17 protein-coding genes and 1 pseudogene are annotated in these 13,115 nt (G+C 68.9%); 11 read left to right on the forward strand and 7 right to left on the reverse strand.

Annotated elements, in window-relative coordinates; genetic code table 11:
* Window positions 1-24: 24 nt before the first annotated feature.
* The gene (locus tag ACLQ3B_RS01555; protein WP_425776669.1) at window positions 25-408 is read right to left on the reverse strand and encodes a hypothetical protein; all 384 of its coding nucleotides are present in this window, start codon (window positions 406-408) and stop codon (window positions 25-27) included.
* A gap of 180 nt (window positions 409-588) precedes the next feature.
* Between ACLQ3B_RS01555 and ACLQ3B_RS01560 the strand changes: the two genes are divergently transcribed.
* Window positions 589-960: a hypothetical protein gene (locus ACLQ3B_RS01560; protein WP_425776671.1), complete on the forward strand. Its 372-nt coding sequence runs from the start codon at window positions 589-591 to the stop codon at window positions 958-960.
* 25 nt (window positions 961-985) lie between these two features.
* Here the strand turns inward: ACLQ3B_RS01560 and ACLQ3B_RS01565 are convergent, their stop codons facing one another.
* The 3 genes from ACLQ3B_RS01565 to ACLQ3B_RS01575 are packed head-to-tail and all read right to left on the reverse strand — an operon-like array spanning window position 986 to window position 2,695.
* Window positions 986-1,177 (reverse strand): hypothetical protein, encoded by a 192-nt coding sequence (locus tag ACLQ3B_RS01565; protein WP_425776673.1) that lies wholly within the window; start codon window positions 1,175-1,177, stop codon window positions 986-988.
* Window positions 1,178-1,187: 10 nt separating this feature from the next.
* Window positions 1,188-1,706, reverse strand: coding sequence for a hypothetical protein (locus tag ACLQ3B_RS01570; protein WP_425776675.1), 519 nt, complete (start codon window positions 1,704-1,706; stop codon window positions 1,188-1,190).
* A 59-nt stretch (window positions 1,707-1,765) separates the two neighbouring features.
* Window positions 1,766-2,695, reverse strand: coding sequence for an expansin EXLX1 family cellulose-binding protein (locus ACLQ3B_RS01575; RefSeq protein ID WP_425776677.1), 930 nt, complete (start codon window positions 2,693-2,695; stop codon window positions 1,766-1,768).
* Between the two features lie 217 nt (window positions 2,696-2,912).
* Between ACLQ3B_RS01575 and ACLQ3B_RS01580 the strand changes: the two genes are divergently transcribed.
* From ACLQ3B_RS01580 to ACLQ3B_RS01600, 5 genes and pseudogenes are all read left to right on the forward strand, one after another.
* Entirely contained in the window at window positions 2,913-3,359 is a 447-nt protein-coding gene (locus ACLQ3B_RS01580; RefSeq protein ID WP_425776679.1) for a hypothetical protein, read from the forward strand.
* Between the two features lie 200 nt (window positions 3,360-3,559).
* Window positions 3,560-4,207, forward strand: a complete 648-nt coding sequence (locus ACLQ3B_RS01585; RefSeq protein ID WP_425776680.1) for a class I SAM-dependent methyltransferase — start codon at window positions 3,560-3,562, stop codon at window positions 4,205-4,207.
* Between the two features lie 178 nt (window positions 4,208-4,385).
* Window positions 4,386-4,499: pseudogene (locus tag ACLQ3B_RS01590) on the forward strand (integrase); the annotation flags it as partial.
* A 227-nt stretch (window positions 4,500-4,726) separates the two neighbouring features.
* The gene (locus ACLQ3B_RS01595) at window positions 4,727-5,263 is read left to right on the forward strand and encodes a barstar family protein (RefSeq protein ID WP_425776682.1); all 537 of its coding nucleotides are present in this window, start codon (window positions 4,727-4,729) and stop codon (window positions 5,261-5,263) included.
* Window positions 5,264-5,377: 114 nt separating this feature from the next.
* Window positions 5,378-5,866 (forward strand): hypothetical protein, encoded by a 489-nt coding sequence (locus ACLQ3B_RS01600; RefSeq protein WP_425776684.1) that lies wholly within the window; start codon window positions 5,378-5,380, stop codon window positions 5,864-5,866.
* A 24-nt stretch (window positions 5,867-5,890) separates the two neighbouring features.
* Here ACLQ3B_RS01600 and ACLQ3B_RS01605 read toward each other — a convergent pair whose 3' ends face one another.
* Window positions 5,891-6,493, reverse strand: a complete 603-nt coding sequence (locus tag ACLQ3B_RS01605) for a TetR/AcrR family transcriptional regulator (protein WP_425776685.1) — start codon at window positions 6,491-6,493, stop codon at window positions 5,891-5,893.
* A gap of 122 nt (window positions 6,494-6,615) precedes the next feature.
* Between ACLQ3B_RS01605 and ACLQ3B_RS01610 the strand changes: the two genes are divergently transcribed.
* The 3 genes from ACLQ3B_RS01610 to ACLQ3B_RS01620 all read left to right on the forward strand — a co-directional run bounded on the left by ACLQ3B_RS01610 (window position 6,616) and on the right by ACLQ3B_RS01620 (window position 9,776).
* Entirely contained in the window at window positions 6,616-7,452 is an 837-nt protein-coding gene (locus tag ACLQ3B_RS01610; protein ID WP_425776686.1) for an SDR family oxidoreductase, read from the forward strand.
* Window positions 7,453-7,607: 155 nt separating this feature from the next.
* Window positions 7,608-8,834, forward strand: coding sequence for an epoxide hydrolase family protein (locus ACLQ3B_RS01615; RefSeq protein WP_425776688.1), 1,227 nt, complete (start codon window positions 7,608-7,610; stop codon window positions 8,832-8,834).
* Entirely contained in the window at window positions 8,835-9,776 is a 942-nt protein-coding gene (locus tag ACLQ3B_RS01620) for a redoxin family protein (RefSeq protein WP_425776689.1), read from the forward strand.
* A gap of 47 nt (window positions 9,777-9,823) precedes the next feature.
* Here the strand turns inward: ACLQ3B_RS01620 and ACLQ3B_RS01625 are convergent, their stop codons facing one another.
* Complete coding sequence (locus tag ACLQ3B_RS01625) at window positions 9,824-10,699, reverse strand: transglutaminase domain-containing protein (RefSeq protein ID WP_425776691.1); 876 nt, start codon at window positions 10,697-10,699, stop codon at window positions 9,824-9,826.
* A gap of 60 nt (window positions 10,700-10,759) precedes the next feature.
* On the opposite strand from ACLQ3B_RS01625, the gene ACLQ3B_RS01630 reads away from it, so the two are divergent.
* On the forward strand, window positions 10,760-11,386 hold the full coding sequence (locus ACLQ3B_RS01630; RefSeq protein ID WP_425776693.1) for a GNAT family N-acetyltransferase: 627 nt from the start codon (window positions 10,760-10,762) through the stop codon (window positions 11,384-11,386).
* A gap of 103 nt (window positions 11,387-11,489) precedes the next feature.
* Here the strand turns inward: ACLQ3B_RS01630 and ACLQ3B_RS01635 are convergent, their stop codons facing one another.
* Entirely contained in the window at window positions 11,490-12,080 is a 591-nt protein-coding gene (locus tag ACLQ3B_RS01635) for a GrpB family protein (protein WP_425776695.1), read from the reverse strand.
* Between the two features lie 153 nt (window positions 12,081-12,233).
* On the opposite strand from ACLQ3B_RS01635, the gene ACLQ3B_RS01640 reads away from it, so the two are divergent.
* On the forward strand, window positions 12,234-13,106 hold the full coding sequence (locus tag ACLQ3B_RS01640) for a GyrI-like domain-containing protein (protein ID WP_425776696.1): 873 nt from the start codon (window positions 12,234-12,236) through the stop codon (window positions 13,104-13,106).
* The last annotated feature ends 9 nt before the right edge of the window (window positions 13,107-13,115 follow it).

Raw genomic sequence — 13,115 nt, forward strand, 5'->3', positions numbered from 1 at the left:
GGATGTGGTGGTGCCACTGATGGGTTACCAGATAAGCGCGCGCTCGTCGATGAATCGAGGCGGTTCGCCGAGGAAGGTGTCGGCCGGAACTGTGCCGTGTGCCAGGTTGAGGGTGTCCAAGCGGTACAGCCAGGCCCCATCGGTCGTCCGGGTGAAGCGGTAGTTGATCTGCCAGCGCAGCCATTCGCCGTAGGCGAGCCGCACTGCGGGCGGCCGGCGGTGACGGCGTGGCCTACCCCGGGCCGACGCGACCAGCTCAACCCGGAGTTGGCCGTCCACCGGCCGGAGACGCACCTCGCTCCGGTACGACACGCGTTGCAGGCCCTCGCGAGGCTCGAACCCATCGGCCTCCGCCATGTCCACCTCGTGGGTGAGCGGCGCGGCCCGCGCCGGCAGGACGAAGGACACCGGTACGGCGTTACGCCGGCTTGCCTCGGCTCCACCGCGCGAACGCTTGGTCCATGACGTGCGAACCCACTGCACCACAGCATCCACACGAGGATGCTCGGCCGCTACCTGTCCTGCCGCAACCCAGATTCGCTCTCCACGCCATCCTCCTCGGTCGATCCGCCTGCGATGATCTGCCGCATGACTCGACGGCGCACGGACAGGTTGGCGGACGCGGTCGGTCTTGTGACGCTCGGCTTCGGCGTGGTGTTGACGGTCATGCCGCGACGCAGCGCGGTAGCTCTCGGGCTGGGTGACCGGCCCGCGCTGGCCCGAGCGGTCGGGATGACGGATCTCGTCGTCGGTTCTGGCGTCCTGGTCGGGCGTCCCCGTTGGCCATGGGTGGCGGCGCGGGCGGCGTTGAATCTCGTGCTGACCGGCTGCTACGCAGCGGAGGCCAGCCGCGCGGACGGCAACCGTCGCGCACGAGCGGGAGCGATTGCGATGGCGTCACTCACCGTCGTGGACGCCACGTTGGCCGTCGCCCTGGCAGCCCAGCGTGACGGGCACTGACCGCACCATGTTGCGGGTACTCGGGCTAAGCGAACCTGCCTGTGCCGCCCAATCGGATATCCAGGTCCCGCAGGAGCGCGCCGAGCCGTTCGCTGGTCTCTGTGCCCATGTACGGGATCGGCCTGCCTGCGGCTTGGTGCTCGCCCAAGTTGTACAGCGCATCGCGAAGATCCTCGGCCGTTGCGGGGTCGAGTAGCAGCTCGATCGGGTCGCTCATGCCCATGACCCTAGTTAACGGAGGCGGTGCCGCTACGGCCGTCGTTGGCGCACCCTGAGGAGTCGCAGGCGGCCAGCAGTTTGGCACTGACTGACACGCGTGCTGCTTCCGTCGGCGAATGCGTCGTCAACCGCGCGCCCTTGTGCCGGTCGAGAAATTCGATCAGCCCGCCGATCGGGGCGGCCTCCGTCAGCGGATGGTCACCAGGCTGCGGTAAGAACGCCGCAGGCAGCGCCGAGTGAAGGTCGGCGTCGAGCAGCGGCAAGACGTAGGGCGCTGAGGGGTCGGCATGAAAGTCCTCCGGGCAGGTGCCGCGCAGGAACATCAGGTCGAAGACCCGGCGGGTGGGGCTGCCGAGTTGCGGTTCGTCGACCGTGGTCAGGATCGTCCCCAGACGAAATCCGGGCGCCGACTCCGCAAGGCGGTCCAAGAACTCCGTCTCCTTGCCGTTCCACCATCGTCTTACCTCGTCGTCGGGCACCTCCTCGACGATCGCGACCAGCCACAGCTCTTCGATCCAGCCCTCCACTCGGGCATTGTGCCCAGGGTCGCCGCCTCCGGTCACCGCCTGCCGTCGCTGCGGCTCGGTCAGCAGCGGGGGCGGTCCAGGGGAGCGGCCGCCCCGGCCAGCGCTTCGACAGTCGCCGTCGGTGCGACCGACTCCGCAGGGGTCGGTGAAGGCGCGACAGTGGGGCTCGGCGGGGCCGCGGGTGAACTGCTGGGCGTGGGGGAGGCGCTGGCGAGGGTGGCCGTGCTGCGTTGCACCTGCTTGGTGACCATGCGAATGCCAGTGGCGGTCGCCTGGCGTCCGTACACGTCGGTGACCCTGATGCTGTATGGCCCGGGGCCGATCCCGCCCTCGATGGTCCAGTGGTTGTCGCTCTGCCGGGCGGCCTTGCGGAAGCCGCCGCCCGGGCCCTTCGCCTCGACCGAGCGGAGCGGGTTGCCGTGGTTGCCGACCTGCACCGCGAACCAGTACTTCGAGGCGCCGCCCTTCATCCGGAAGGTGAGCCCTCCGTCGAGCGGCGGGTTCACCACCGCCCGGTACGTCACGGGGGCGATGCCCTGCGACCGGTCGGCGATCTTGGTGAACGCCTCGGTGGAAAGGTCGATCTTGCTGGTTCCGCAGCCGCCGCACTGGTCCATCACCATGACCCGGACCTTGCCCTTCGGGCCGCTCACCTCCAGGTAGCTGCCGCAGGCCGCCGATCCGGCGTACTGGGAGGAGCCGAGGGCCACGTAGAGCCGATCCGCCGGAGGGCCCGGGAAGGAGCAGTTGCCGCCGGAGCGGCCCGCGTCGTAGAAGCTGGCCTTTCCCTTGTGGACGGCGTTGCCCGCGGGCGGCGCGGCGCAGGCGGGGGTGGCGCCGCCGCGGACGGCGAGGGTGATGCCGAGTACGACGGCCAGGGCGGTGACCCCGGCACCGGCCCACCAGTGTCTGCGCCGCCGACCCGACCGGAACGTGCCCTTGTCGCCGGGCGGGGTGTCGTTGTCGGGGGCCGTGCCTGGTGCCGTCACGGCGCCTGATGTTGCCGCACCGCGCTGGGGCAGCGCAAAGCCGTCCCACCGTTCGTCACTCGCCGGATTGGCGGGGCGCAGTCCGTTGAGGGCGGTGATGGCGACCAGGTCGGCGCGCTCGGCGAGTCGGACCGCTTGCTTAGCCTGGCGAGGAACCGCCGGCCGATCCGACAGAGTGGCACCAGCCGCGTTGCGGCTTCCTTCTACGGTTCCGGCCATGAACCGTCGACGGCCCAGCCGAACCTTCCTGCGGGTGTTCTCTGCGTTCTGTCTCGTCTTCATGATGACGCTTACGACGCTTGCCATCTGGTCAGCCGTGGACGAGCGCCGCGGATCGGAGGCAGAGGCCGAGGTGTTGGACGTCGAACATCGAGGGGGCCGAACTTTCGTGACAGTTCAGTTCAGTACGAGCCGTGGCGAGGTCTGTGAAGCACGCTTCCGCGCGGCAGTCAGTGCTAACCGGTCCGTGACCATCGGCGAACGCATCCGCGTCCACTACGCCAAGAGCGACCCCTGCGCCAGGGTGCGCGAGGTCGGCGATCGATCGGGGTGGTTCATCATCGTCATCGCGGTGGTACTTCTGATCGCCTTCGGCATCATGGCCTACGTCACCTGGCGTCGGCCACGACCTCAGCTTCCACTCCGCTACGCGGGCATGCCCTGAGAAGTCGAACCAGGTCACAACCGAGGAAAGGGGCACGATATGGAGTCCTCCATCTCCGACGTGCAGGAGTACCTCTCACTGGAGCCGCTGGCCACGCGGATCCAGACCCATCAGCGCTACAGCGAGTTCCCGGACGACGTCGAGAAGACGGTGCAGCAGGCGGTGTCGCTGTCCAGCGACGCGGATCTGCTCGATGTCGGGTGCGGCACCGGGGCTTTCTCCGCAACCTCGCGGAGCGGGGCCATCGCGGCCGGCTCGTGGGGCTGGACACCTCACCCGCGGCCGTACACGCGCTTCATGACGTCGCAGGAGTGTCGGCGCACCTCGGCAACGCGATGGACCTGCCGTACGACGCGGCGGCCTTCGACGTCGTCACGGCGCGCCACATGCTCTACCACGTTCCGGATGTGAGGCGGGCGTTGGCCGAGTGCCGGCGGGTGCTGAGGTCGGAGGGAGTCTTCGCAGCCGTGGTCAACCGCCCCGGCGCGACACCTCGTGTGTCCGCGCTCGTCGCTGAGGTGGTTTCGTCGGCGGGGATCGACATCCCGATTGTGCCCAACTCGCGAGTCCACGGCGACAACCTGCCCGAGATGATCGAGTCGACCTTCGGGGCGGTCGCAGTACACCGATACGACAACGCTCTCGTCTTCGACCGTCCGGAGCCGGTCATCGCGTTCGCGGTGGCCCAACTGTCGTTCTACGGCGTCGAGCCCGACTCGGCTCTCCGCCCGGAGTTGACGCGAGCCATCGGCGCGAAGGTACGCGCCCGGTTCGCCTCCGACGTGGGGCCGTGGCGTGACCCCAAGGGCTACGTGATCTGCACGGCGCGCCAGGGCTGGCAGGGCTAGTGCCGTGACCAACAAGGTTCTCGGTCTTGTATGACACACCGCTGGCCTTCACCCGATGGAGTATCCGCAAGCTTGCCGGCTACCTCGCCAGCCGGCGAGTCGCCCGATCCAGATTGGGCGCGATCGGCTGCGGCAGATCTTGTATCGGCACGCCATCACCTTTCGGCGGACCAAGACGCGTAACGCCAATGCCCGCCACCCGGACGTCCTGGCCGCTCAACGCCGCGAACGGGCCCGAGTCCGCAGCGAACGGCAATGCCGCTGGGGCCGACCCGCCGCCCGAGCCGCCTGACTAACGAGCAGCTCGCAGCGCCGCGGCGACCTGGACGAGATCCAGATCGACGGCGACCTGCTCACCATCCCACTTGCCGCGCTCGCTGATCGCCAGGCCGATCCACGCCAGTTCAGCAGCATCATCACGCAGTTCGTACTCTGGCGGGGGCGCAATCGGTGGCGACGACGAGGTCGGCGTACTCGGCGGTCTGTGCGGTTGAGGAGTTGGCATTAGCCTCGTGAGCCATGGCGGCCCTTGACCCCGCGACCGAGCTCGGGCAGGAACTCGACTTCCGTCTGCTGATCAATACCTCGGTGACCCTGTTCTGGCGCTCAACGATCCTGGGCGAGACCGCCGCCTGGTTGACCACACGCGGCTACCAGGTCACCCGCATGGACGCCTCACACTGGGCCACTGAGCGTGACCTCCGCCGCGACATCGCCGCCGCGCTGAACTTTCCCGCCTACTACGGGCACAACCTCGACGCCCTCAACGACTGCATGCGAGACGTCGTTTCTCAGGGCTACGGCTGGGCGCCGGACACCACCGGCTTGGCGCTGGTGTTCAGCGGCTACGACAGCTTCGCCGCCTGCTGCCCCCGCGCGGCTCAGGTCGTGCTCGACATCATGGCTGACCAGTCGCGCAGCGCCGCCCTCGTCGGTCGCCGCCTGATGTGCCTGGTGCAGAGCAATGATCCGCGTATCCGGTTCGAGCCTGTCGGCGCAACTGCGGTGATGTGGAACGAGGCTGAATGGCTCGACTCCAAGCGCCGCACCGACTGACGCGGCGGCGCTTCATCAGCGAAGGGCCGGTGCGCTCATGCGGGCCACCGTGGGCGGCGCGGGTTGGCGTCTGGCGGTCACCGACGCGAGCGGGTCGTCCCGGATACTGATCCGATGATCAGCTTGCCGCATGCCCCGTCGGGATTGTCCAAGGCGACCTGGACCGACGCCGACTTCCCGACCATGGGATGGCATGACTGCCGGATCCATGCTCTGAGCATCGGCGCGGACGACTCCCTTCCGCCCGCCAGGATCCTGCTGGACCTCGACTACATCGTGCGGTGGGTGCAACCTGCGGGAGAGGACCCGCATTTCACCTTCTGGATCGCGCCCGCGACGCTCGTGTTCGAAGGTGCGTGGGACATCGACGGCAAGCTGGGCCCGCTTCACGATGTCATGGAGATCGCCGACCTGCACCGACTCGAATCCCCGGACAGCAACCCGGAACCGTTGTGGCACATCGAGGGTCAGAACTTCGACCTCCGCCTCCGAGCCGTCGGCTACACCCAGTTCCTTCGGATGCCGCCGCAGCATGTCCCCCGGCAGATCCTCACCCCCGCCGAGCGCGCCGGGATCAGCTTCGCCGAGCAGCCGTTCGCCTGACAGACCACAAGCCGCGGCGTCGGTTCACTCAACGGATCGGCGGGGGCGCAGTCCGTTGAGGGCGGTGGCGACGACGAGGTCGGCGTACTCGACGGTGAGCGGCCCGTTGCGTTGCAGCCAGCGGTTGAGGATCGGCCCCCAGATCATGTCCACCGCCACGTCCAGGTCGACGTCCTCGGCGATCTGACCCGCCCGCTGGGCATTGCGCAGGCGCTGCCGCTTGGCCTCCTTCAGCGGGCCGTCCAACCGTTCGGCGTACGCCGCCGCCAGCTCGGGGTCGAGCGCGATCTCGGTGGCCAGCGCGCGCATCGGTTGCTCGTACCGGGGATCGTTCATCTCCTCGACCGTCGCGCGCAGCACGAGGGTCAGGTCCGCCGCCAGGTCGCCGGTGTCCGGCAGCGTCGGCGGCCCACCCTCGGTGGCCTCGCTGAGCATGAGGAAGGCGTCGAAGATGACCGCGCCCTTCGACGGCCACCAGCGGTAGATGGTCTGTTTGCCGACGCCGGCCCGCGCGGCGATGCCCTCGATGCTGAGCTTCGCGTACCCCAGTTCCTGGAGCAGGTCGAAGGCCGCGGTGAGGATGGCGCGTCGGGAGGTCTCTCGCCGACGGGCTGTGTTGGGCGTCATGGGCGGAACGATACCAGCGAGCGAGACGAACCGTCTCGTCTTGACGGCGGCGTGGGCCCGGCCTACTCTCGGCCTCATCGCGAGACGAACCGTCTCGTCTCAGTAATGGTGGGAGACCCGCAATGCGTACCTGGTTCATCACCGGCGCCAGCCGCGGCCTGGGCCGCGGCTTCGCCGACGCCGCACTCGACCGCGGTGACCGGGTGGTCGCCGCCGCCCGGACCATCGCCACTGCCGACTTCGACGAGAAGTACGCCGACCGGCTGCTGACCCTGACCCTCGACGTGACCGACCGGGCGGCGGTCATCGCGGCCGTGAAAGTCGCCGTCGAGCACTTCGGCCAGCTCGACATCGTGGTCAACAATGCCGGCACCCTGTCCATGGGCATGATCGAAGAGTTCACCGAGGCCGAGGCGCGGGCCCAGTTCGAGGTCAACCTCTTCGGCGCGCTCTGGGCCAGTCAGGCCGTGCTGCCGCACCTACGTGCCCAGCGGTCCGGGCACATCGTGCAGGTCTCCAGCATCGCCGCACTCGGCGGCTTTGCGAGCACCGGCCTCTACAGTGCGAGCAAGTTCGCCCTGGAGGGCATGAGTGAGGCCCTGGCGATGGAGGCGGCGGCCTTCGACATCACGGTCAGCATCGTGCAGCCGGGCGGCTACTGGACCGACCTCTACACAAGCGTGCGCGCCACCACCCCGATGGACGCCTACGCGCCACTGCGCGCCGAGCTGGAGCGGCAGTGGGCGGAAGGCTCGATCGACAGCGAGCCCCGACTGGCCGCCGAGGCGCTGCTGCAACTGGTCGACAGCGACGACCCGCCGCTGCGGCTCCTGCTCGGCAGCATGGTCTACGACCTGGCCTTCGACATCGCCCGCCGGCGGATGGACACCTGGGCGGGCTGGGAGCAGGTCAGCCGCGCCGCCGAGCACGCCGTCCCGGCCCCCGGATCTGGCCAATGAGAGGGCTTCTCGTATCGCCACGAGCAACAGGTGCGGCGATCTAGGCTCCGAGATATGGCGGCGGCGTGCCTCTCGTTGGCAGATAAGTCCGGGCAGAGCCTTCACCCCATGATTTCTCCTCGCGAGGCGCAAACCTAGACGGAGAGGAACCACGCATGGCTGTCAAAACCAAGACTCGTCCGGGCACCACGGAGATTCGGCCGTTCTCGGTCGACATTCCTCAGGCCGACCTCGATGACCTGAAGAGGCGCATCAAGGCCGCCCGCTGGCCGGACAAGGAAACGGTGGACGACCAGTCGCAGGGCGTGCCACTCGCGACGATTCAGGCCGTCGCCAGCTATTGGGGAAATGGGTACGACTGGCGCAAGGTCGAGGCACGGCTGAATTCCGTACCGCAGTTCATGACCACCATCGACGGGGTGGACATCCACTTCATCCACGTGCGCTCGAAGCACGAGGACGCGCTGCCGCTCATCGTCACCCACGGCTGGCCGGGGTCGATCATCGAGCAGCTGAAGATCATCGAACCGCTCACCGATCCCACGGCGCACGGCGGCAGCGCGTCGGACGCCTTCCACCTGGTGATCCCGTCGCTGCCTGGCCACGGTTTCTCCGGCAAGCCGACCGAGTCGGGGTGGAACCCGCAGAAGATCGCGACCGCCTGGACGGAGCTGATGAAGCGTCTCGGCTACGACCGGTTCGTCGCGCAGGGCGGCGACTGGGGCGCGGTCATCGTGGACCAGATGGGCCTCCAGGCGCCCCCGGAACTGCTCGGCATCCACACAAACATGCCCGGTGCGATCCCACCCGAGATCGACCTGTTGTTCCAGGGCGACACCACCGGAGCGAACAACGCCATGGGCTCGCTGCCATCCGGTCTCTCCGCCGACGAGATGCGCGCCGCCGAGGAAGCCAACTACGTCTGGAAACACGTCGCGTACGCCCTCATGATGGCGACACGGCCGCAGACACTGACCGGGCTGGCGGACTCTCCGGTCGGCCTGGCGTCCTTCCTGCTCGACCACGACGCGAAGAGTCTGGCCCTGATCTCCCAGGTCTTCGACGGAGCCGAAGCGGGCCTCACCCGCGACGACATCCTGGACAACATCTCGCTGTACTGGCTCACGAACACCGCGGTTTCCGCGTCCCGTCTGTACGCGGAGAACAAGCTGTCGTTCTTCGCCGCCAAGGGCGTCAACGTCCCGGTCGCCGTGAGCGTCTTCCCCGACGAGCTGTACGAGGCGCCGCAGAGCTGGGCCGAGCAGGCGTACTCCAACCTCATCTACTACAACAAGCTCGACGTGGGCGGGCACTTCGCGGCCTGGGAACAGCCGAAGATCTTCTCCGAGGAGCTGCGCACCGCCTTCCGGTCGCTGCGCTAGATGGCCGTGCACCTGCCCCCGCTCAACGGGGCGGCCGAGTGGCTCAACTCCGAGCCACTCGGCCCCGCCGACCTGGGCGGACGCGTCGTCCTGGTCAACTTCTGGACGCTCACCTGCATCAACTGGCTGCGTCAGGAGCCGTACGTGCGTGCCTGGTCGCAGGCGTACCGGGACGACGGGCTGGTCGTCGTCGGGGTGCACACCCCGGAGTTCGCGTTCGAGCACGAGGTCGACCAGGTACGGCGGGCGGTGGCGGCCCGCTCGATCGACTACCCGGTGGCCGTCGACAACGACTACGCGATCTGGAGTGCGTTCGACAACCACTACTGGCCGGCGCTCTACTTCGTCGACACCGACGGCGTCATCCGCGACGACCACTTCGGCGAGGGACGCTACGAGCAGTCCGAGCGGGTGCTCCAGCAACTGCTCGGCATCGAGCGCGACCCCGTACCCGTCAAGGGTGTTGGCCCGGAGGCGGAGGCCGACTGGAACAACCTGCGGACGCCCGAGACGTACCTCGGTTTCGGCCGCGGCGAACACTTCGCGTCGCCGAACGGCCCCGCGCTCGACGAACGCCGCGCCTACCAGGTGCCGGAGAACCTCGGCCTCAACCAGTGGGCGCTGGCGGGGGAGTGGACGATCGGGTCGGAGAACGTGGTGCTGAACCGGGCCGGCGGCGGCGTCGCCTTCCGGTTCCACGCCCGCGACGCGCATCTCGTGCTGGCCCCCGGGGCGGGAGCGCCGATCCCGTTCCGGCTGCTGCTCGACGGCGCGGCACCCGGCCCGTCACACGGCGTCGACGTCGACGGGAACGGCAACGGCGTACTCCAGGACGGCCGCCTCTACCAGCTCGTCCGCCAGGACGGCCCGATCCGTGAGCGGACCCTGGAGATCACGTTCGACGAGCCCGGCGCCGAGGCGTACGCCTTCACCTTCGGGTAGGGCGGGTGTCGAATCCTGGCCGGGGCTTCGACGCACGCCCGGGCCGTTCAGCGGCGCAGGTCGACAATGCTGACGGAGCCGGAGACCGGCGAGACGCTCTCCACCCGGGAGTCGGGGCGGAGTCGGGCGTCGCTGGCGTACCGGTCGGCGAGAACCTTCTCCGCGGCCAGGTCGCCGTCGTCGGCGGCGAGCAGTAACGCGGCGATCTCGTCCACGAGAGTGAGGTCGGCGGTGGCGACATCGTCGGTCATCGCGTCGAGGCGGTCCCAGAGCAGCAGCTCGTCCTTCTGCCGGTGGGCCAGCTCCAGCAGGACGTAGTCGTGGATGAACCAGTCGCCTCGGATCGGCAGCTCCGGGCTCACGCCGTACACCTCGGGGTCGATCGTCCCGGCCCGGTACGCCGACCACACCCGCGCGGCCGAGTCGAAGAGGCCGGCCTTCGGGCCGATGTCGTAGCCGTCGAACCCCCAGTCGCCGGCCGGATCGAGCTCCGGGTCCGCCCAGACCCAGCGGTCGCCGTTCCAGTACTCCACAAGCACGTGGTCGTGGTGCCAGCCGGGCACGAAGTACGAGGCGAACCCGACCCGGCTGCGGCTGGGAATGCCGTGCTGGCGGAGCACCGCCACCGAGAGCAGCGTGTGGTCCCGACAACAGCCGGCCACCCGATCGACGGCCGGACGCTCGGCGGCCAGGGGCAGCGGAAATCGGGACTGGTCGGTGTCGAGGATGCGGTCCACCCAGCGGCGGTTGACCTCCTCCAGCCGGTCGACGGGCAGGTCGACTCCGCCGGCCCGGTAGTGGACGATCACGTTGCGGGCGGTCGCCGCCACTGTGGGGAAGTCGGGTGACACGGCGTCGAGGAGCCCGCCGTGGCGACCGGGGTCGCTGTAGGGGGAGTGTCTCCGGTAGTCATCGAGGTCCATGGGACCAGTCTCCGGTCCGTCGCCCGGTCAGGGGTCAGGGGCAAGGTGCCAATTTCGATAATGTCGTCTGTTGTGACGACGCCTGAGATCACCCTCGCCACGCCAACGGACCGCGACGCGGTGGTCGCCACGCTGGTTGCCGCGTTCATCAAGGATCCCATCCTGCGACATCTGTTCCCGGACGAGGACACCTATCCGCGTTACGCCGCTGTCTTCTTCGGCGACCTCTTCGACAAGCGGGTGCACAGGTCGTCGATCTGGACGATCGGCGGCGGTGCGTCCGTCGCCATCTGGGAGCCGCCGGCCGAGCCGCCGGCCGACGCGTCGCCGGTTCACGCGCCGCCGGACGCCTCCGGCGTCGGCCCCGGGTCGCCGGAGCAAGCGCGTTATCCCGCCGACGTGCTGGCCCGCGTGCAGGGCTACGACGAGGCGATTCATGACGCCCTGCCGACGTACCCGTTCTGGTATCTCGGTGTGCTGGGCACCCACCCGGACAGCGCCGGACGCGGGTGGGGCCGTGCCGTCATGCGGGCCGGGCTGGCCCGCGCCGCCGCCGACGGCCTGCCGGCGATCCTGGAGACCAGCTACCCGGCCAACGTCGAGCTGTACCGCCGCGCCGGCTGGGAGGTGGTGGGCACGCTGCCGGAGCCCGTCCCCACCTGGATCATGCAACAGTCGCCGCGCTGAAGTCGGGCCGCCAGATCTTGGACAGTTTCCGTTAGCTCAGAACTGTTAGCTCAGAACGGAAAGTGTCCAAGATCTGCGGGCGAGCGCCGGCGACCTGAGGTCATCAGGCCGCGAAGATGCGCGCGTAGATCTCGTCGATGACGTCGTTCTTCGCCAGGCTGTAGTCACCGGGTCGGTGCGCGGTGTCCCGGGCGAGGCGCCGCTTGGTCGCGGCGTACAACTCCCGGTCGTGGGGATGCGCGCGCAGCCAGTCGCGGAAGAGCCGGTGCCGGACCGGCTCCGGCGCACCCTGCGGCCAGACGTGCACGTTGACGTCCTCGGTGGGGCTGAGAAGCATCCGGTGCCCGTGCCACCAGGGCTCCCGCAGGACGAGCCGGTACCCGAGCCGTTCCAGGGCGGGGAGATAGGTGGCCTCCTCGGCGGTGTCCTCGATGACGAGGTCGACATTGAGAACGGGCTTGGCGGCGAGCCCTGGCACCGCCGTCGACCCGACGTGTTCCACGCTGATGACCAGATCGCCCAGCGCCTCGGTGAGCGATGACCGGACGGCGACGAACCGTTGCGCCCAGACCGGGTCGTACTCCTCGATGACGACGGACTCCCACGTTCGTGGCGGCTCGCCCACCAGGCCGGCGTCGACCTGTTCGGGGGAGCCGTGGAAGCGCTGCACGACGTCCTGCGGATACTCGGTCACGTCCAACCTCCTCGATTAGCAAAGTCCGCCAGGCTACGACACGAGGGCCGGTGCGGCTGGTGCGGCCATACCCGACCGATGCGGGCATCGGATGTCGGGTGGGCCGCCGGGCCCGCCGCCTAGCGTCGGTGCTCGACAGGGAAGGAGGCCCGGGTGCTGGAGCGGCTCAACGAGGCCATGGCGTACATCGAGCGGCACCTCGACCAGAAGATCGAGGTGGCCGAGCTGGCGCGGATCGCGCTGACGTCGGAGTACCACTTCCGGCGGCTGTTCTCCGCGCTGGCCGGGATGCCGCTGTCGGAGTACATCCGTCGGCGTCGGCTCACCGTCGCCGGTGCGGACGTGCTGGCGGGGGAGCGGACGTTGCTCGACGTCGCGGTGCACTACGGCTACGGCTCGGCGGAGGCGTTCGCCCGGGCGTTCCACGCCGTGCACGGCGTGGGCCCCGGAGAAGCCCGGCGTACGGGGGCAGCGTTGCGCGCCCAGCCCCGGATGTCCTTCCGACTCACAGTGGAAGGGAGCGGCAGCATGGAGTACCGGATCGTCGACAAGGACGCGTTCGCGCTGGTGGGGCGCAAGGCCCGGGTTCCGCTGGTGCACGAGGGGATGAACCCGGCGATCGTGGCGTTCATCCGGAGCATCGACAGCGAGACCACCGAGCGGATCGAGGCGCTCTCCGATCAGGAGCCGAAGGGGATCGTCAACGTCAGCGACAACCTCGCCGACAGCCGGCAGGAGGGCACCGAGCTGGACTACTGGCACGGGGTGGTGACCAGCGCCGTGCCGCCGGAGGGCCTGGACGTGCTGCCGGTGCGGGCCGGGTCGTGGGCGGTGTTCACCACCTCCGGTGCGTTTCCGCAGGCGGTGCAGTACCTGTGGCGTGACGTGTTCACCCAGTGGTTCCCGTCCAACCCGTACCGCAGCCGACCTGGACCGGAGATCTCCCGGGTGCGGGTGTCCGCGGACGGCACCCAGGCGGACGCCGAGCTGTGGATTCCCGTCGAACGGGTACCCACCCCTATGTAGAGTTCCGAT

Source organism: Micromonospora sp. DT53 (assembly GCF_049841535.1).
Lineage (GTDB): Bacteria > Actinomycetota > Actinomycetes > Mycobacteriales > Micromonosporaceae > Micromonospora.

Excerpts from the sequence above, each read along its gene's own strand:
- ACLQ3B_RS01565 (WP_425776673.1), bottom strand. The coding sequence starts at position 1,177 with ATGAGCGACCCGATCGAGCTGCTACTCGACCCCGCAACGGCCGAGGAT.
- ACLQ3B_RS01610 (WP_425776686.1), top strand. The coding sequence starts at position 6,616 with ATGCGTACCTGGTTCATCACCGGCGCCAGCCGCGGCCTGGGCCGCGGC.
- ACLQ3B_RS01630 (WP_425776693.1), top strand. The coding sequence starts at position 10,760 with ATGTCGTCTGTTGTGACGACGCCTGAGATCACCCTCGCCACGCCAACG.
- ACLQ3B_RS01580 (WP_425776679.1), top strand. The coding sequence starts at position 2,913 with ATGAACCGTCGACGGCCCAGCCGAACCTTCCTGCGGGTGTTCTCTGCG.
- ACLQ3B_RS01605 (WP_425776685.1), bottom strand. The coding sequence starts at position 6,493 with ATGACGCCCAACACAGCCCGTCGGCGAGAGACCTCCCGACGCGCCATC.
- ACLQ3B_RS01625 (WP_425776691.1), bottom strand. The coding sequence starts at position 10,699 with ATGGACCTCGATGACTACCGGAGACACTCCCCCTACAGCGACCCCGGT.
- ACLQ3B_RS01600 (WP_425776684.1), top strand. The coding sequence starts at position 5,378 with ATGATCAGCTTGCCGCATGCCCCGTCGGGATTGTCCAAGGCGACCTGG.
- ACLQ3B_RS01620 (WP_425776689.1), top strand. The coding sequence starts at position 8,835 with ATGGCCGTGCACCTGCCCCCGCTCAACGGGGCGGCCGAGTGGCTCAAC.
- ACLQ3B_RS01560 (WP_425776671.1), top strand. The coding sequence starts at position 589 with ATGACTCGACGGCGCACGGACAGGTTGGCGGACGCGGTCGGTCTTGTG.
- ACLQ3B_RS01595 (WP_425776682.1), top strand. The coding sequence starts at position 4,727 with ATGGCGGCCCTTGACCCCGCGACCGAGCTCGGGCAGGAACTCGACTTC.
- ACLQ3B_RS01615 (WP_425776688.1), top strand. The coding sequence starts at position 7,608 with ATGGCTGTCAAAACCAAGACTCGTCCGGGCACCACGGAGATTCGGCCG.